The 17,400-nt window shown below is 40.5% G+C and carries 17 protein-coding genes and 1 other annotated feature (1 of these 18 cut by a window edge); all 17 genes read left to right on the top strand.

The window, feature by feature from the left end; all coding sequences use genetic code 11:
* Positions 1 to 2: 2 nt before the first annotated feature.
* The 17 genes from era (at position 3) to ppc (ending at position 17,291) form a co-directional block, all read left to right on the top strand.
* Positions 3 to 902 (top strand): GTPase Era, encoded by a 900-nt coding sequence (era, locus tag HT724_RS06915; RefSeq protein ID WP_173275735.1) that lies wholly within the window; start codon positions 3 to 5, stop codon positions 900 to 902.
* Positions 903 to 950: 48 nt separating this feature from the next.
* Entirely contained in the window at positions 951 to 1,775 is an 825-nt protein-coding gene (mutM, locus tag HT724_RS06920; protein WP_173275738.1) for a DNA-formamidopyrimidine glycosylase, read from the top strand.
* Positions 1,775 to 2,380 carry a dephospho-CoA kinase gene (gene coaE / locus HT724_RS06925; protein WP_173275739.1) on the top strand — a complete coding sequence of 202 codons (606 nt, stop codon included), beginning with the start codon at positions 1,775 to 1,777 and terminating at the stop codon, positions 2,378 to 2,380. The genes mutM and coaE overlap by 1 nt, the downstream gene beginning before the upstream one ends.
* Positions 2,367 to 3,566 (top strand): multidrug efflux MFS transporter, encoded by a 1,200-nt coding sequence (locus tag HT724_RS06930; protein ID WP_173275742.1) that lies wholly within the window; start codon positions 2,367 to 2,369, stop codon positions 3,564 to 3,566. Before coaE ends, HT724_RS06930 begins: the two co-directional genes overlap by 14 nt.
* Positions 3,566 to 3,715, top strand: coding sequence for a 50S ribosomal protein L33 (gene rpmG, locus HT724_RS06935; protein WP_001809104.1), 150 nt, complete (start codon positions 3,566 to 3,568; stop codon positions 3,713 to 3,715). The genes HT724_RS06930 and rpmG overlap by 1 nt, the downstream gene beginning before the upstream one ends.
* A 39-nt stretch (positions 3,716 to 3,754) precedes the next feature.
* Positions 3,755 to 3,988 (top strand): preprotein translocase subunit SecG, encoded by a 234-nt coding sequence (secG, locus tag HT724_RS06940; RefSeq protein WP_000282517.1) that lies wholly within the window; start codon positions 3,755 to 3,757, stop codon positions 3,986 to 3,988.
* A gap of 100 nt (positions 3,989 to 4,088) precedes the next feature.
* Positions 4,089 to 6,443: a ribonuclease R gene (gene rnr / locus HT724_RS06945; protein ID WP_173275745.1), complete on the top strand. Its 2,355-nt coding sequence runs from the start codon at positions 4,089 to 4,091 to the stop codon at positions 6,441 to 6,443.
* Positions 6,406 to 6,873 (top strand): SsrA-binding protein SmpB, encoded by a 468-nt coding sequence (gene smpB / locus HT724_RS06950; RefSeq protein WP_001051750.1) that lies wholly within the window; start codon positions 6,406 to 6,408, stop codon positions 6,871 to 6,873. Before rnr ends, smpB begins: the two co-directional genes overlap by 38 nt.
* Positions 6,874 to 6,887: 14 nt before the next feature.
* Positions 6,888 to 7,748, top strand: coding sequence for an SAM-dependent methyltransferase TehB (gene tehB / locus HT724_RS06955; RefSeq protein WP_173275748.1), 861 nt, complete (start codon positions 6,888 to 6,890; stop codon positions 7,746 to 7,748).
* A 223-nt stretch (positions 7,749 to 7,971) separates the two neighbouring features.
* Positions 7,972 to 8,163, top strand: a complete 192-nt coding sequence (locus HT724_RS06960) for a type II toxin-antitoxin system HicA family toxin (protein WP_115904484.1) — start codon at positions 7,972 to 7,974, stop codon at positions 8,161 to 8,163.
* A 27-nt stretch (positions 8,164 to 8,190) separates the two neighbouring features.
* Complete coding sequence (locus HT724_RS06965; RefSeq protein ID WP_173275765.1) at positions 8,191 to 8,568, top strand: type II toxin-antitoxin system HicB family antitoxin; 378 nt, start codon at positions 8,191 to 8,193, stop codon at positions 8,566 to 8,568.
* Between the two features lie 78 nt (positions 8,569 to 8,646).
* Entirely contained in the window at positions 8,647 to 9,600 is a 954-nt protein-coding gene (locus tag HT724_RS06970) for a competence protein CoiA family protein (protein ID WP_173275768.1), read from the top strand.
* An 18-nt stretch (positions 9,601 to 9,618) separates the two neighbouring features.
* Positions 9,619 to 11,421 (top strand): oligoendopeptidase F, encoded by a 1,803-nt coding sequence (gene pepF / locus HT724_RS06975; RefSeq protein WP_173275771.1) that lies wholly within the window; start codon positions 9,619 to 9,621, stop codon positions 11,419 to 11,421.
* 1 nt (position 11,422) lies between these two features.
* Positions 11,423 to 12,163 (top strand): O-methyltransferase, encoded by a 741-nt coding sequence (locus HT724_RS06980; protein ID WP_173275774.1) that lies wholly within the window; start codon positions 11,423 to 11,425, stop codon positions 12,161 to 12,163.
* 39 nt (positions 12,164 to 12,202) lie between these two features.
* Positions 12,203 to 13,144, top strand: coding sequence for a peptidylprolyl isomerase PrsA (gene prsA, locus HT724_RS06985; protein WP_050252885.1), 942 nt, complete (start codon positions 12,203 to 12,205; stop codon positions 13,142 to 13,144).
* Positions 13,145 to 13,346: 202 nt separating this feature from the next.
* The gene (locus tag HT724_RS06990; protein ID WP_061439109.1) at positions 13,347 to 14,570 is read left to right on the top strand and encodes an FtsW/RodA/SpoVE family cell cycle protein; all 1,224 of its coding nucleotides are present in this window, start codon (positions 13,347 to 13,349) and stop codon (positions 14,568 to 14,570) included.
* A gap of 24 nt (positions 14,571 to 14,594) precedes the next feature.
* Positions 14,595 to 17,291 carry a phosphoenolpyruvate carboxylase gene (gene ppc, locus HT724_RS06995; protein ID WP_173275777.1) on the top strand — a complete coding sequence of 899 codons (2,697 nt, stop codon included), beginning with the start codon at positions 14,595 to 14,597 and terminating at the stop codon, positions 17,289 to 17,291.
* 69 nt (positions 17,292 to 17,360) lie between these two features.
* Positions 17,361 to 17,400: a binding site (T-box leader), on the top strand (it continues 178 nt past the right edge of the window).

Consider the following 17,400-nt stretch of genomic DNA (forward strand, 5'->3'; position numbering starts at 1 on the left):
TTATGACTTTTAAATCAGGCTTTGTAGCCATTTTAGGACGTCCCAATGTTGGGAAGTCAACCTTTTTAAATCATGTCATGGGGCAAAAGATTGCCATTATGAGTGACAAGGCGCAGACAACGCGCAACAAAATCATGGGAATTTACACGACTGATAAGGAGCAAATCGTCTTTATCGACACACCAGGGATTCACAAGCCTAAAACGGCTCTAGGAGATTTCATGGTTGAGTCTGCCTACAGTACCCTTCGCGAAGTGGACACCGTTATTTTCATGGTGCCTGCTGATGAAGCGCGTGGTAAGGGGGACGATATGATTATTGAGCGTCTCAAGGATGCCAAGGTTCCAGTGATTTTGGTGGTGAATAAGATCGATAAGGTTCACCCAGACCAGCTTTTATCTCAGATCGATGATTTCCGTAACCAAATGGACTTTAAGGAAATTGTGCCCATTTCAGCCCTTCAGGGAAATAACGTCTCTCGTCTAGTGGATATTTTGAGTGAAAATTTGGACGAAGGTTTCCAGTATTTCCCGTCTGATCAAATCACAGACCATCCAGAGCGCTTCTTGGTTTCAGAAATGGTTCGCGAGAAAGTCTTGCACCTAACTCGTGAAGAGATTCCGCACTCTGTCGCAGTAGTTGTTGATTCTATGAAACGAGATGAAGAGACAGACAAGGTTCACATCCGTGCAACCATCATGGTCGAGCGTGATAGTCAGAAAGGGATCATCATCGGTAAAGGTGGCGCTATGCTTAAGAAAATCGGTAGCATGGCCCGTCGTGATATTGAACTAATGCTAGGAGACAAGGTCTTTCTAGAAACCTGGGTCAAGGTCAAGAAAAACTGGCGCGATAAAAAGCTAGATTTAGCTGACTTTGGCTATAATGAAAAAGAATACTAAGTAGAGGTGGGCTCATGCCTGCTTCTTGTTTTTACAGAAGGAGGACGTATGCCTGAATTACCTGAGGTTGAAAACGTTCGTCGTGGTTTAGAAAAATTGATTCTGGGAAAGAAGATTTCGAGTATAGAAATTCGCTATCCCAAGATGATTAAGACAGATTTGGACGAGCTTCAAAAGGAAGTACCTGGTCAAGTTGTTGAGTCAATGGGACGTCGTGGTAAATATTTGCTTTTCTGCCTGACAGATAAGGTTTTGATTTCCCATTTGCGGATGGAGGGCAAGTATTTTTACTATCCAGACCAAGCACCTGAACGCAAGCATGCCCATGTTTTCTTTCAGTTTGAGGACGGTGGCACGCTTGTTTATGAGGATGTACGCAAGTTTGGTACTATGGAACTCTTGGCTCCTGACCTTTTGGAAGCCTACTTTATTTCTAAAAAACTAGGGCCTGAACCAAGCGAACAAGACTTTGATGTGCAGGTCTTTCAAGTAGCTCTAGATAAGTCTAAAAAGCCTATCAAATCCCATCTTTTAGACCAGACTTTGGTAGCTGGACTTGGCAATATCTATGTGGATGAGGTTCTCTGGCGAGCTCAGGTTCATCCAGCCAGACCTTCCCAGACTTTGACAGCCGCAGAAGCGACAGCTATTCATGACCAGACCATTGCTGTATTGGGACAGGCTGTTGAAAAAGGTGGGTCTACCATTCGGACCTATACCAATGCCTTTGGAGAAGATGGAACCATGCAGGATTTTCATCAGGTCTATGACAAGGCTGGTCAAGAATGTTCACGTTGTGGCACCATCATTGAGAAAATCCAACTAGGTGGACGAGGCACCCATTTTTGTCCTCAGTGCCAAAGGAGGAATTGATGGGAAAAATCATTGGAATCACTGGGGGAATTGCCTCGGGTAAGTCAACCGTGACAAATTTTCTAAGAAAGCAAGGCTTTCAAGTAGTGGATGCCGATGCAGTCGTCCACCAACTACAGAAACCTGGTGGTCGTCTATTTGAGGCTCTAGTCCAGCACTTTGGGCAAGAAATCATCCTTGAAAACGGAGAACTTAATCGCCCTCTCCTAGCTAGTCTTATCTTTTCGAATCCTGAGGAACGGGAATGGTCTAGGATAACTCAAGGAGAGATTATCCGTGAGGAACTAGCTACATTAAGAGACCAATTGGCTCAGACAGAAGAGATTTTCTTCATGGATATTCCCCTACTTTTTGAGCAGGACTACAGTGCTTGGTTTGATGAGACTTGGTTGGTCTATGTGGATAGAGATGTCCAAGTAGAACGTCTAATGAAAAGGGACCACTTGTCCAAAGATGAAGCTGAGTCTCGTCTGGCAGCCCAGTGGCCTTTAGAGAAAAAGAAAGATTTGGCCAGCCATATTCTTGATAATAATGGCAATCAGAACCTGCTTCTTAATCAAGTGCATATCCTTCTTGAGGGAGGTAGGCAAGATGACAGAGATTAACTGGAAGGATAATCTGCGCATTGCCTGGTTTGGTAATTTTCTGACTGGAGCCAGTATTTCTTTGGTTGTGCCTTTTATGCCCATCTTTGTGGAAAATCTGGGTGTAGGGAGTGATCAAGCTGCTTTTTATGCAGGTTTAGCTATTTCTGTCTCCGCTATTTCCGCAGCACTCTTTTCTCCTATCTGGGGTATCCTTGCTGATAAATACGGTCGAAAACCCATGATGATTCGGGCTGGTATGGCTATGACTATCACTATGGGGGGATTGGCTTTTGTGCCAAATATTTATTGGTTAATCTTTCTTCGTTTACTGAATGGTGTATTTGCGGGTTTTGTTCCCAATGCAACGGCCTTGATAGCCAGTCAGGTTCCCAAGGAGAAATCAGGCTCTGCATTAGGTACTTTGTCTACTGGCGTAGTTGCAGGTACTCTAACTGGTCCTTTTATTGGTGGCTTTATAGCAGAATTATTTGGCATTCGTACTGTCTTTTTACTGGTTGGTTGTTTTCTATTTTTAGCTGCTGTTTTGACTATTTGCTTTATTAAGGAAGATTTTCAACCAGTAGCCAAGGAAAAGGCCATCCCAACAAAGGAATTGTTTACCTCGGTCAAATATCCCTATCTCTTGGTCAACCTCTTTCTAACCAGTTTTGTCATCCAATTTTCAGCCCAATCAATCGGCCCTATCTTAGCTCTGTATGTGCGCGACTTAGGCCAGACAGAGAATCTTCTCTTTGTATCTGGTTTGATTGTATCCAGTATGGGCTTTTCCAGTATGATGAGTGCAGGAGTCATGGGAAAGCTAGGTGACAAGGTGGGCAATCATCGCCTCTTGGTTGTAGCCCAGTTTTATTCAGTTATCATCTATCTCCTCTGTGCTAATGCCTCTAGCCCCCTTCAACTAGGACTTTATCGTTTCCTCTTTGGATTGGGAACCGGCGCCTTGATTCCTGGAGTTAATGCCCTTCTCAGTAAGATGACACCCAAAGCCGGTATTTCGAGGGTCTTTGCCTTTAATCAGGTATTCTTTTATCTGGGAGGTGTCGTTGGTCCCATGGCAGGTTCTGCAGTAGCAGGTCAATTTGGCTACCATGCAGTTTTTTATGCGACAAGCCTTTGTGTTGCCTTTAGTTGTCTCTTTAACCTGCTTCAATTTCGAACATTATTAAAAGTAAAGGAAATCTAGTGCGAGTAAAAATTAATCTCAAATGCTCCTCTTGTGGCAGTATCAATTACCTAACCAGTAAAAATTCAAAAACCCATCCAGACAAGATTGAGGTTTTAAAGTATTGTCCCAAGGAAAGAAAAGTAACCCTACATCTTGAATCTAAGTAGATTTTATGGTAAAATAATAAGGATTTTAAGGAGTTTGATATGTATAACCTATTATTAACCATTTTATTAGTATTATCTGTTGTGATTGTGATTGCAATTTTCATGCAACCAACCAAAAACCAATCCAGCAATGTATTTGATGCCAGCTCAGGTGATTTGTTTGAACGCAGTAAAGCACGCGGTTTTGAAGCTGTAATGCAGCGTTTGACAGGGATTTTAGTCTTTTTCTGGCTAGCCATTGCCTTAGCATTGACGGTATTATCAAGTAGATAAGAAAATAATGGGCAGGACTAGGTCTTTGCCTCTTTTTATTTTTAAAAGATATTTGAGAAGGTTTTACAGTAAAAGAAAATAAAAAATCTAGAAAGAAAATATGAAAGATAGAATAAAAGAATATTTGCAAGATAAGGGAAAGGTGACTGTCAATGACTTGGCTCAGGCTTTGGGAAAAGACGAGTCCAAGGATTTTCGTGAGTTGATTAAAACCTTGTCCTTAATGGAAAGAAAGCACCAGATTCGTTTTGAAGAAGATGGTAGTCTGACATTAGAAATTAAGAAAAAACATGAGATTACTCTCAAGGGGACTTTTCATGCCCATAAAAATGGCTTTGGTTTTGTCAGCCTAGAAGGAGAGGAGGACGACCTTTTTGTAGGAAAAAACGATGTTAACTACGCTATTGATGGTGATACCGTTGAGGTCGTCATCAAAAAAGTCGCTGACCGAAACAAGGGAACAGCTGCCGAAGCCAAAATTATTGATATCTTAGAACACAGTCTGACAACTGTTGTCGGCCAAATCGTTCTAGATCAGGAAAAGCCTAAGTATGCTGGCTACATCCGTTCGAAAAATCAGAAAATCAGCCAACCCATCTATGTTAAGAAACCAGCCCTAAAATTAGAAGGGACAGAAGTTCTCAAGGTCTTTATTGACAAATACCCAAGCAAGAAACATGATTTCTTTGTCGCTAGTGTCCTCGATGTGGTAGGGCATTCAACAGATGTCGGAATTGATGTCCTTGAGGTTTTGGAGTCTATGGACATTGTCTCCGAGTTTCCAGAGGCTGTTCTTAAGGAAGCAGAAAGTGTGCCTGATGCTCCGTCTCAAAAGGATATGGAAGGTCGTCTGGATCTAAGAGATGAGATTATCTTTACCATTGATGGTGCTGATGCTAAGGACTTGGACGATGCGGTGCATATCAAGGCCTTGCAAAATGGAAATCTGGAGCTTGGTGTTCACATCGCAGATGTTTCCTACTATGTAACCGAGGGTTCTGCTCTTGACAAGGAAGCCCTTAATCGTGCGACTTCAGTATATGTAACAGACCGTGTGGTCCCAATGCTTCCAGAGCGTTTGTCAAATGGCATCTGTTCCCTCAATCCTCAAGTTGACCGCCTGACCCAATCTGCCATTATGGAAATTGATAAACAGGGTCGTGTTGTCAACTACACCATTACACAAACAGTAATCAAGACTAGCTTTCGTATGACCTACAGTGATGTTAATGATATCCTAGCTGGAGACAAGGAAAAGAGACAAGAATATCAGAAAATTGTTCCAAGTATTGAACTTATGGCTAAGCTCCATGAAACTCTAGAAAGCATGCGTGTGAAACGTGGTGCCCTTAATTTTGATACCAATGAGGCCAAAATTTTAGTAGATAAACAAGGTAAGCCTGTTGATATCGTTCTTCGTCAGCGTGGTGTTGCCGAGCGCATGATTGAGTCCTTTATGTTGATGGCTAATGAAACAGTTGCCGAGCATTTCAGCAAGCTGGATTTACCTTTCATCTATCGAATTCACGAGGAGCCTAAGGCTGAAAAGGTTCAGAAGTTTATTGATTATGCTTCGAGTTTTGGCTTGCACATTTATGGAACTGCCAGTGAGATTAGCCAGGAGGCCCTCCAAGACATCATGCGTACTGTTGAGGGAGAACCTTATGCAGATGTATTGTCCATGATGCTTCTTCGCTCTATGCAGCAGGCTCGCTATTCAGAGCACAATCACGGCCACTATGGCCTTGCTGCTGACTATTACACTCACTTTACCAGCCCGATTCGTCGTTATCCAGACCTTCTTGTTCATCGTATGATTCGGGATTACGGCCGTTCTAAGGAAATAGCAGAGCATTTTGAGCAAGTGATTCCAGAGATTGCGACCCAGTCTTCCAACCGTGAACGTCGTGCCATTGAGGCTGAACGTGAAGTCGAAGCCATGAAAAAGGCTGAGTACATGGAAGAATACGTGGGCGAAGAGTATGATGCTGTTGTATCAAGCATAGTCAAATTCGGTCTCTTTGTTGAATTGCCGAATACAGTTGAGGGCTTGATTCACATCACTAATCTACCTGAGTTTTATCATTTCAATGAACGTGATTTGACTCTTCGTGGGGAAAAATCGGGGACAACCTTCCGTGTAGGTCAACAGATTCGTATTCGGGTTGAAAGAGCGGATAAAATGACTGGAGAGATTGATTTTTCATTCGTACCTAGTGAATTTGATGTGATTGAGAAGGGCTTGAAACAGTCTAATCGCAGTGACAGAGGGCGTGGTTCAAGTCGTCGTTCAGATAAGAAGGAAGATAAGAGAAAATCAGGACGCTCAAATGATAAGCGCAAGCATTCGCAAAAAGACAAGAAGAAAAAAGGTAAGAAACCTTTTTACAAGGAAGTAGCTAAGAAAGGAGCCAAGCATGGCAAAGGGCGAGGGAAAGGTCGTCGCACAAAATAAAAAGGCGCGCCACGACTATACTATCGTAGATACGTTAGAGGCAGGGATGGTCCTGACTGGAACTGAAATCAAGAGTGTACGAGCAGCTCGAATCAATCTCAAGGATGGCTTTGCCCAAGTAAAAAATGGAGAAGTCTGGTTGAGCAATGTTCATATCGCGCCTTACGAAGAGGGCAATATCTGGAACCAAGAACCAGAACGTCGTCGTAAACTCCTGCTCCATAAAAAGCAAATCCAAAAGTTGGAACAAGAGACCAAAGGGACAGGAATGACGCTGGTTCCTCTTAAAGTCTATATCAAAGATGGTTATGCCAAGCTCCTTTTAGGTTTAGCTAAAGGGAAGCATGACTATGATAAGCGGGAGTCAATCAAACGTCGTGAGCAAAACCGCGACATTGCGCGTGTTATGAAAGCAGTCAACCAGCGATAAAAAGAGGAATGAAAATGGAAAAATTAGTTGCCTATAAACGTATGCCCTTGTGGACTAAAGAAACCATGCCAGAGGCTGTTCAGCAGAAGCACAATACAAAAGTTGGAACTTGGGGCAAGATTACTGTTTTAAAAGGAACTCTCAAGTTTATTGAATTGACAGAGGATGGTGAGGTTCTAGCTGAACACCTATTTGAAGCAGGAGCAGACAATCCAATGGCGCAACCTCAAGCCTGGCACCGAGTGGAAGCTGCCACAGATGATGTGGAATGGTACTTGGAGTTTTATTGTAAACCTGAGGATTATTTCCCTAAAAAATACAATACCAATCCGGTTCATTCAGAGGTCCTAGAGGCAATGCAGACAGTAAAACCAGGGAAAGCTTTGGATTTGGGCTGTGGTCAGGGCCGTAACTCTCTCTTTCTTGCCCAGCAAGGTTTTGATGTGACAGCTGTAGATCAAAATGAATTGGCCCTTGAAATCTTGCAAAGCATTGTGGAGCAGGAAGATTTAGATATGCCTGTTGGTCTTTACGATATCAATTCAGCTAGCATTGGTCAAGAATATGATTTTATCGTTTCAACAGTTGTTTTGATGTTTTTGCAAGCAGACCGCATTCCTGCAATTATCAAAAATATGCAGGAGCATACCACGGTCGGTGGTTATAATCTTATCGTTTGTGCTATGGATACGGAAGATTACCCTTGTTCAGTGAACTTTCCATTCACATTGAAAGAAGGGGAACTGGTAGACTATTACAAGGACTGGGAATTGGTCAAGTACAATGAAAATCCAGGCCATTTGCACCGTCGTGATGAAAATGGCAATCGTATTCAGCTACGCTTTGCGACCTGCTTAGCTAAAAAAATCAAATAAAAATGAATGAAGATTAGGAATTTTTCTGATCTTTTTTTCTTTTTTTACGAATAGATAAGATAGAAGAATTGACAAAAATACGCATTATAAGTATAATTTTAGATAGAAAGGTGACCATAAATGACAATCACAGGTAAGGAAATGGTAAAATTATACTCAATGAAAATCAAAGAGCAAACTAGGAAGCTGGCCGCAGGCTGTACTTGAGTACGGCAAGGATAAGCTGACGTGGTTTGAATTTGATTTTCGAAGAGTATTAGCTCTTGCAAATGGATGGATTGAAGTTCGTAAGAGAGGAAGTCATCATCATTTTAAGAAAGAAGGGGTTCCCTATCTTGTCACTATTCCAGTTCACGGTAATGAGGATTTAGGAAAAGGACTAGAGAGAAAAATATTAAAAGATTTGGGACTATAGTTGATTTGGAAATTGTGGAGGTGTATTATGCTAAAATCTTATCCTGCTATTTTTCATAGAGAAGGCACTGGATACTGGATTGAATTTCCGGAGTTTGGAGGCGGAACTGAAGGAGCAACGATTGAACTTGCAATGAAAAATGCTCGGGAAATGCTTGAGAGTGTTTTAGCTTCTTATATTGATGAAGGACTGGCTTTGCCTACTCCTAGTGACATTTCTATGTTAAAAGTTTCTGATGGATTTGTGTCTTTAATTCAGGTCAATCCCTTGCCTTTCGTAAAGAATAATAAGGCGATTCGAAAAAATGTTACGGTTCCAGAGTGGCTAGTCAGACTTGCAGATCGTGAGAAAGTGAACTATTCTGAAGTGTTGACACAAGCTCTTGAAAGTCGCTTGCAACTCTAAAATTATAGAGTGATCAAGATTAGGAAATTTCCTGATCTTTTTTCTTTTTTACGAATAATATAGAAAAGGAGGGAAATCATGTTTGTTGCTAGAAATGCTAGGGGGCGGCTGGTAAATGTGTTAGAGGATAAGCTTGAGAAGGAAGAATACACCTGCCCAGCTTGTGGAGGTCAGCTCCGTTTGCGTCAAGGACCAAGTGTCCGAACCCATTTTGCCCACAAATCCCTAAAAGACTGTGATTACTCCTTTGAAAATGAAAGCCCAGAACACTTGGCAAATAAGGAAGTCCTCTATCACTGGTTGAGAACAGAGGCAGAGGTGCAATTAGAATACCCCCTTCCAGAGCTTAAACAGATTGCAGATGTGTTTGTAAATGGCAATCTAGCTTTAGAGGTTCAGTGTAGCCCCTTGCCTCAAAAAGTCCTTAAAGAGCGAAGTGAGGGCTATCGTAGTCAGGCTTACCAAGTACTGTGGTTGCTGGGGGAAAAACTTTGGCTCAAGGAGCGTTTGACTCGTCTGCAACAAGGTTTTCTCTATTTCAGTCACAACATGGGCTTTTATGTTTGGGAATTAGACAGTGAAAAACAAGTTTTAAGACTCAAATACCTGATTCACCAAGATCTCCGAGGTAAACTCCATTATCAGATTAAGGAATTTCCCTGTGGTCAAGGTAGTCTACTGGAGATATTACGTTTTCCCTATAAGAAACAAAAAATATCTCATTTTACAGTTTCTCAGGACAAGGACATCTGTCGTTATATTCGGCAACAACTGTACTATCAAAATCCCATTTGGATGAAAGAACAAGCAGAAGCCTATCAAAAGGGAGAAAATCTCCTGACTTATGGGTTAAAAGAATGGTATCCACAAATTCGACCACTAGTAGGTGATTTTTGCCAAATTGAGAAGGATTTGACCAGCTATTATCAGTATTTTCAAACCTATTATCAACAAAATCCTCAAAATGATTGGCAAAAGCTCTATCCACCAGCCTTTTATCAGCAATATTTCTTGAAAAATATGGTAGAATAGAAAGGATGGAGGAATCTAATGGTATTACAAAGACATGAAATAAATGAAAAAGATACATGGGATCTATCAACGATTTACCCAACTGACCAGGATTGGGAAGAAGCCTTAAAAGATTTAACTGAAAAATTGGAGACAGTAGCCCAGTATGAAGGTCATCTCTTGGATAGTGCGGATAGCCTACTCGAAATTACTGAATTTTCTCTTGAAATGGAACGCCAAATGGAGAAGCTTTACGTCTATGCTCATATGAAGAATGACCAAGACACACGTGAAGCTAAGTATCAAGAGTATTACGCCAAAGCAATGACTCTCTACAGCCAGCTAGACCAAGCCTTTTCATTCTATGAACCTGAATTTATGGAAATCAGTGAAAAGCAGTATGCTGACTTTTTAGAAGCTCAGCCAAAATTGCAGGTTTATCGACACTATTTTGACAAACTTTTGCAAGGCAAGGATCACGTTCTATCACAACGCGAAGAAGAGCTATTGGCTGGAGCTGGAGAAATCTTTGGTTCGGCAAGTGAAACCTTCGCTATCTTGGACAATGCGGATATTGTGTTCCCTTATGTTCTTGACGATGATGGTAAGGAAGTTCAACTCTCTCATGGGACTTACACACGTTTGATGGAGTCTAAAAATCGTGAGGTGCGTCGTGGTGCCTATCAAGCCCTTTATGCGACTTATCAACAATTCCAACATACCTATGCCAAAACCTTGCAAACCAATGTTAAGGTGCAAAACTATCGTGCAAAAGTTCGCAACTACAAGAGTGCTCGTCATGCAGCCCTAGCGGCTAATTTTGTTCCAGAAAGTGTTTATGACAATTTGGTAGCAGCAGTTCGCAAGCATTTGCCACTCTTGCATCGTTACCTTGAACTTCGTTCAAAAATCTTGGGAATTTCAGATCTCAAGATGTACGATGTCTACACACCGCTTTCGTCAGTAGATTATAGTTTCACCTACCAAGAAGCCTTGAAAAAGGCAGAAGATGCCTTGGCAGTCTTGGGTGAAGATTACTTGAGCCGTGTTAAACGTGCTTTCAGTGAGCGTTGGATTGACGTTTATGAAAATCAAGGCAAGCGTTCAGGGGCTTACTCTGGTGGTTCTTACGATACCAATGCCTTCATGCTTCTTAACTGGCAGGACAATCTAGACAATCTTTTTACTCTTGTTCATGAAACTGGTCACAGTATGCACTCAAGCTATACTCGCGAAACTCAGCCTTATGTTTACGGGGATTACTCTATTTTCTTGGCTGAGATTGCATCAACTACCAATGAAAATATCTTGACGGAGAAATTATTGGAAGAAGTGGAAGATGACGCAACGCGCTTTGCTATTCTCAATAACTTCCTAGACGGTTTCCGTGGAACAGTTTTCCGCCAAACTCAATTTGCTGAGTTTGAACACGCGATTCACCAAGCGGATCAAAATGGTGAAGTCTTGACAAGCGATTTCTTAAATAAACTCTACGCAGACTTGAACCAAGAGTATTATGGTTTGAGTAAGGAAGACAATCCTGAAATCCAATACGAGTGGGCACGCATTCCACACTTCTACTATAACTACTATGTATACCAATATTCAACAGGATTTGCAGCAGCCTCAGCCTTGGCTGAAAAGATTGTTCATGGTAGTCAAGAAGACCGTGACCGCTATATCGACTACCTCAAGGCAGGTAAGTCTGACTATCCACTTAATGTCATGAGAAAAGCTGGAGTTGATATGGAGAAGGAAGACTATCTCAACGATGCCTTTGCAGTCTTTGAACGTCGTTTGAATGAGTTTGAAGCCCTTGTTGAAAAATTGGGATTGGCATAAGATGGTTGAATCGTATAGTAAGAATGCCAACCATAACATGCGTCGCCCTGTCGTCAAGGAAGAAATTGTGGACTTGATGCGTCAGCGCCAAAAGCAAGTCACAGGAGCTTTGAAAGAATTGGAAGACTTTGCCCGCAAGGAAAATATTCCCATTATTCCCCATGAAACGGTAGCTTATTTCCGTTTTCTCATGGAAACCATGCAACCTAAAAACATTCTGGAAATTGGGACGGCCATCGGTTTTTCAGCCCTCTTGATGGCAGAATATGCGCCAAATTCTAAGATTACAACCATTGACCGCAATCCAGAAATGATTGGTTTTGCCAAGGAAAATTTTGCTCAATTTGACAGTCGTAAGCAAATCACACTCCTAGAAGGAGATGCGGTAGATGTCTTATCTACACTGACAGAGTCCTATGATTTCGTCTTTATGGATTCAGCCAAGTCTAAATACATCGTCTTTCTGCCAGAAATCCTCAAACATTTGGACGTTGGAGGTGTGGTTGTCTTGGATGATATTTTCCAAGGTGGTGATGTTGCCAAGGATATTATGGAAGTCCGTCGTGGCCAGCGAACCATTTATCGAGGACTTCAAAGACTATTTGATGCAACCTTAGACAATCCAGGACTCACCGCAACATTAGTACCTCTGGGGGACGGCATTCTCATGCTTCGTAAGAATGTAGCAGATGTTCAATTGCCTGACAGCGAAAGATTTTCAGAAAAATTTAAGAAAATATAGTAAAATAGATAGAGTAACACTTATCTCAAAGGAGTAGACATGAAGAAAAAACTATTGGCAGGTGCCATTACATTATTATCAGTAGCAACTTTAGCAGCTTGTTCGAAAGGTTCAGAAGGGGCAGACCTTATCAGCATGAAAGGGGATGTCATCACAGAACATCAATTTTATGAGCAAGTGAAAAGCAACCCTTCAGCCCAACAAGTCTTGTTAAATATGACCATCCAAAAAGTTTTTGAAAAACAATATGGCTCAGAGCTTGATGATAAAGAGGTTGATGATACTATCGCCGAAGAAGAAAAACAATATGGTGAGAACTACCAACGTGTCTTGTCACAAGCAGGCATGACTCTTGAAACACGTAAAGCTCAAATTCGTACAAGTAAATTGGTTGAGTTGGCAGTTAAGAAAGCAGCAGAAGCTGAATTGACAGATGATGCTTACAAGAAGGCCTTTGACGAATACACTCCAGACGTAACGGCTCAAATCATCCGTCTTGATAATGAAGATAAGGCCAAAGAAGTTCTCGAAAAAGCCAAGGCAGAAGGTGCTGACTTTGCTCAATTAGCTAAAGATAACTCAACTGATGAGAAAACTAAAGCGAATGGTGGAGAAATCACCTTTGATTCTGCTTCAACGGAAGTACCTGAGCAAGTCAAGAAAGCTGCTTTTGCTTTAGATGTAAATGGCATTTCTGATGTGATTACAGCAACTGGCACACAAGCCTACAGTAGCCAATATTACATTGTAAAACTCATTAAGAAAACAGAAAAATCATCTAATATCGATGACTACAAAGAAAAATTAAAAACTGTTATCTTGACTCAAAAACAAAATGATTCAACATTTGTTCAAAGCATTATCGGAAAAGAATTGCAAGCAGCCAATATCAAGGTTAAGGATCAAGCCTTCCAAAATATCTTTACCCAATATATCGGTGGTGGAGATTCAAGCTCAAGCAGTAGTACATCAAACGAATAGTCCAAATCAATACAAATCTCTTTTGAGGTTTGTATTTTTTGAACTTGAGTCTGGAAATAATTCTGTAAAAACAGTAAAATTCGAAGGATTGTAAGGTAAGAGTTTTTTTCTTTCTGAAAAAATGGTATAATAGCAATCAAAACTAGAAAATAAAACGGAATTTGGAACAGATTTGTCTGTATCCTAGTAGAGTGGTGATACTATGAAGATTAGTAAGAGGCACTTATTAAATTATTCCATCTTGATTCCTTACTTGCTTTTATCTATTTTGGGCTTGATTGTGGTCTATTCGACCACCAGCGCTATTTTAATTGAAGAAGGCAAGAGCGCCTTGCAATTGGTTCGAAATCAAGGAATCTTTTGGATTGTTAGTTTGATACTGATTGCCTTAATTTATAAATTGAGACTAGATTTTTTGAGAAATGAGCGACTAATCATTTTAGTTATATTGATAGAAATGGTTTTATTGTTTTTGGCTCGTTTTATTGGTATTTCCGTGAACGGGGCATACGGTTGGATTTCGGTTGCAGGAGTAACTATTCAGCCAGCTGAGTACTTAAAAATCATTATTATTTGGTATTTGGCTCACCGATTCTCCAAACAGCAAGAAGAAATAGCTATTTATGATTTTCAAGTTTTGACTCAAAATCAATGGCTTCCCCGTGCTTTTAATGATTGGCGATTCGTTCTCCTGGTTCTGATTGGAAGTTTGGGAATTTTCCCTGATTTAGGAAATGCGACTATTTTAGTATTGGTTTCTTTGATTATGTATACAGTTAGTGGAATCGCTTATCGTTGGTTTTCAACCATTCTGGCGCTCGTATCTGCCGCTTCTGTCTTTGTCTTGACCACTATCAGCCTAATCGGTGTTGAGACCTTTTCAAAAATTCCAGTATTTGGCTATGTGGCCAAGCGCTTTAGTGCCTTTTTTAATCCTTTTGCCGATCGTGCGGATGCGGGTCACCAGTTATCTAATTCTTATTTTGCCATGGTCAATGGCGGTTGGTTTGGTCTAGGTCTTGGGAATTCGATTGAAAAACGAGGTTATTTACCAGAAGCTCATACAGACTTTGTCTTTTCTATCGTGATTGAAGAATTTGGCTTTGTTGGTGCTAGTCTTATTTTAGCTCTCTTGTTTTTCATGATTTTGCGGATTATCTTGGTCGGTATCCGAGCGGAGAATCCTTTCAATGCCATGGTTGCACTCGGTGTCGGAGGGATGATGTTGGTTCAGGTATTTGTCAATATCGGAGGGATTTCGGGCTTGATTCCATCTACAGGAGTAACCTTTCCCTTCTTATCCCAGGGTGGAAACAGTCTTCTAGTCTTGTCAGTGGCAGTGGCCTTTGTCTTAAATATTGATGCCAGTGAAAAACGCGCTAAGTTGTACCGAGAATTGGAAAATCAACCAATGAACCTTCTGTGAAGTAGAATAAAGAAAGGATAGTCTATGTCTCTTCAAAAATTAGAAAATTATAGTAATAAAAGTGTTGTGCAAGAAGAAGTATTGATTCTAACAGAATTGCTGGAAGATATTACTAAAAATATGCTTGCACCAGAGACCTTTGAAAAAATCATGCAGTTGAAAGAATTATCAACGCAGGAAGATTATCAAGGTCTAAACCGTCTAGTGACTAGCTTATCAAATGATGAAATGGTCTATATTTCACGCTATTTTTCAATCTTACCTCTTTTGATTAATATTTCAGAGGATGTGGATTTAGCTTATGAAATCAATCATCAAAATAATATTGATCAGGACTATTTAGGTAAATTATCTACAACGATCAAAATGGTTGCTGAAAAAGAAAATGCCGTTGAAATTCTTGAACACTTGAATGTTGTCCCTGTTTTGACAGCCCATCCAACACAAGTGCAACGAAAAAGTATGTTGGATTTAACAAATCACATTCATAGTCTTTTGCGTAAATACCGTGATGTTAAGTTGGGGTTGATCAATAAAGAAAAATGGCACAATGATTTGCGCCGTTATATCGAAATTATCATGCAGACAGACATGATTCGTGAGAAAAAATTAAAAGTGACTAACGAAATCACGAATGCTATGGAATATTACAACAGCTCCTTTTTGAAAGCTGTACCTCACTTGACGACGGAGTATAAGCGCTTAGCGCAAGCACATGGGTTGAATTTAAAACAGGCTAAGCCAATCACCATGGGTATGTGGATTGGTGGAGACCGTGATGGTAATCCCTTTGTTACAGCAGATACCTTGAAACAGTCTGCACTCACTCAGTGTGAAGTCATCATGAACTATTATGATGAAAAGATTTACCAACTTTATCGTGAATTTTCTCTTTCAACTAGCATTGTCAATGTAAGTAAGCAAGTCAGAGAAATGGCTCGTCAGTCCAAGGATAACTCGATTTACCGCGAAAAAGAGCTTTACCGTCGTGCCTTGTTTGATATTCAATCAAAAATCCAAGCAACAAAAACCTATCTGATTGATGATAAAGAAGTTGGAACTCGTTATGAAACCGCCAATGATTTTTACAAGGATTTGATTGCCATTCGAGATTCTCTACTAGAAAATAAGGGCGAGTCCTTGATTTCAGGTGATTTTGTTGAATTACTGCAGGCAGTAGAGATATTTGGTTTTTACCTAGCATCAATTGATATGCGACAAGACTCTAGCGTCTATGAAGCCTGTGTGGCAGAACTCTTGAAATCAGCAGGAATTCATTCTCGCTATAGTGAGTTGAGTGAAGAAGAAAAATGTGACCTTCTCTTGAAAGAATTAGAAGAAGATCCCCGAATTCTTTCTGCGACTCACGCAGAAAAATCAGAATTATTAGCAAAAGAACTAGCTATTTTTAAGACGGCTCGTGTTTTGAAAGATAAGTTGGGAGATGATGTCATCCGCCAAACCATCATTTCGCATGCTACCAGCCTTTCTGATATGCTAGAATTAGCTGTCCTATTAAAAGAAGTAGGACTGGTGGATACGGAAAGGGCGCGTGTTCAGATTGTTCCTCTTTTTGAAACAATTGAAGACTTGGATCATTCAGAGGAAACAATGAGAAAATATCTTTCTCTTAGCCTTGCCAAAAAATGGATTGCCTCACGAAATAACTACCAAGAAATCATGCTTGGCTACTCTGACAGTAATAAAGATGGCGGTTACTTGTCATCATGTTGGACCCTTTACAAGGCTCAACAACAATTGACTGCTATTGGAGATGAATTTGGCGTTAAGGTTACTTTCTTCCATGGTCGTGGTGGTACTGTCGGTCGTGGTGGTGGGCCAACCTATGAAGCCATCACATCTCAACCGCTCAAGTCTATCAAGGATCGTATCCGCTTGACGGAGCAGGGTGAAGTAATTGGGAATAAATACGGTAACAAAGACGCCGCTTACTATAATCTTGAAATGCTAGTATCGGCAGCTATTAACCGTATGATTACTCAGAAGAAGAGCGATACCAATACCTCAAATCGTTATGAAGCCATTATGGATCAAGTAGTGGACCGTAGTTACGATATCTACCGTGATTTGGTCTTTGGTAATGAGCATTTCTATGATTATTTCTTCGAGTCAAGTCCAATCAAGGCTATTTCAAGTTTTAATATTGGTTCTCGTCCAGCCGCTCGTAAGACGATTACTGAAATCGGTGGTTTGCGTGCCATCCCTTGGGTATTCTCATGGTCACAAAGTCGTGTTATGTTCCCTGGATGGTATGGGGTTGGTTCAAGTTTCAAGGAATTTATCGATAAAAATCCAGAGAATATTGCTATTTTACGAGATATGTACCAAAATTGGCCTTTCTTCCAATCGCTTCTTTCAAATGTTGATATGGTTTTGTCAAAATCAAATATGAATATTGCTTTTGAATATGCTAAACTTTGTGAAGACGAGCAAGTTAAGGCCATCTATGAGACTATTTTAAATGAATGGCAAGTTACTAAGAACGTTATCTTGGCTATTGAAGGACATGACGAACTCTTAGCTGACAATCCATATCTAAAAGCTAGTCTGGATTACCGTATGCCTTACTTTAATATTCTCAACTATATTCAGTTAGAGTTGATTAAACGCCAACGTCGTGGAGAATTGTCCAGTGATCAAGAACGATTGATTCATATCACCATCAACGGAATTGCGACAGGCTTGCGTAATTCAGGCTAATCATTTTCAAAAGTGAAGATGAAAAAAATTCTAATAGACTATTGACAAGTAGTTTAAAAATGATATAATTTAACCATTCAGAAAAGTAATCATACAAACTTTTTAGAGA

The sequence above is a fragment of the Streptococcus sp. k-402 genome (genome assembly GCF_013277515.1).
GTDB lineage: Bacteria > Bacillota > Bacilli > Lactobacillales > Streptococcaceae > Streptococcus.

Bases quoted from the DNA above. Each gene is read 5' to 3' on its own strand.
- smpB (WP_001051750.1), top strand. From the start codon at position 6,406: ATGGCAAAGGGCGAGGGAAAGGTCGTCGCACAAAATAAAAAGGCGCGC.
- HT724_RS06980 (WP_173275774.1), top strand. From the start codon at position 11,423: ATGGTTGAATCGTATAGTAAGAATGCCAACCATAACATGCGTCGCCCT.
- secG (WP_000282517.1), top strand. From the start codon at position 3,755: ATGTATAACCTATTATTAACCATTTTATTAGTATTATCTGTTGTGATT.
- HT724_RS06970 (WP_173275768.1), top strand. From the start codon at position 8,647: ATGTTTGTTGCTAGAAATGCTAGGGGGCGGCTGGTAAATGTGTTAGAG.
- rnr (WP_173275745.1), top strand. From the start codon at position 4,089: ATGAAAGATAGAATAAAAGAATATTTGCAAGATAAGGGAAAGGTGACT.
- HT724_RS06990 (WP_061439109.1), top strand. From the start codon at position 13,347: ATGAAGATTAGTAAGAGGCACTTATTAAATTATTCCATCTTGATTCCT.
- mutM (WP_173275738.1), top strand. From the start codon at position 951: ATGCCTGAATTACCTGAGGTTGAAAACGTTCGTCGTGGTTTAGAAAAA.
- tehB (WP_173275748.1), top strand. From the start codon at position 6,888: ATGGAAAAATTAGTTGCCTATAAACGTATGCCCTTGTGGACTAAAGAA.
- ppc (WP_173275777.1), top strand. From the start codon at position 14,595: ATGTCTCTTCAAAAATTAGAAAATTATAGTAATAAAAGTGTTGTGCAA.
- era (WP_173275735.1), top strand. From the start codon at position 3: ATGACTTTTAAATCAGGCTTTGTAGCCATTTTAGGACGTCCCAATGTT.
- HT724_RS06930 (WP_173275742.1), top strand. From the start codon at position 2,367: ATGACAGAGATTAACTGGAAGGATAATCTGCGCATTGCCTGGTTTGGT.
- HT724_RS06965 (WP_173275765.1), top strand. From the start codon at position 8,191: ATGCTAAAATCTTATCCTGCTATTTTTCATAGAGAAGGCACTGGATAC.
- prsA (WP_050252885.1), top strand. From the start codon at position 12,203: ATGAAGAAAAAACTATTGGCAGGTGCCATTACATTATTATCAGTAGCA.
- coaE (WP_173275739.1), top strand. From the start codon at position 1,775: ATGGGAAAAATCATTGGAATCACTGGGGGAATTGCCTCGGGTAAGTCA.
- pepF (WP_173275771.1), top strand. From the start codon at position 9,619: ATGGTATTACAAAGACATGAAATAAATGAAAAAGATACATGGGATCTA.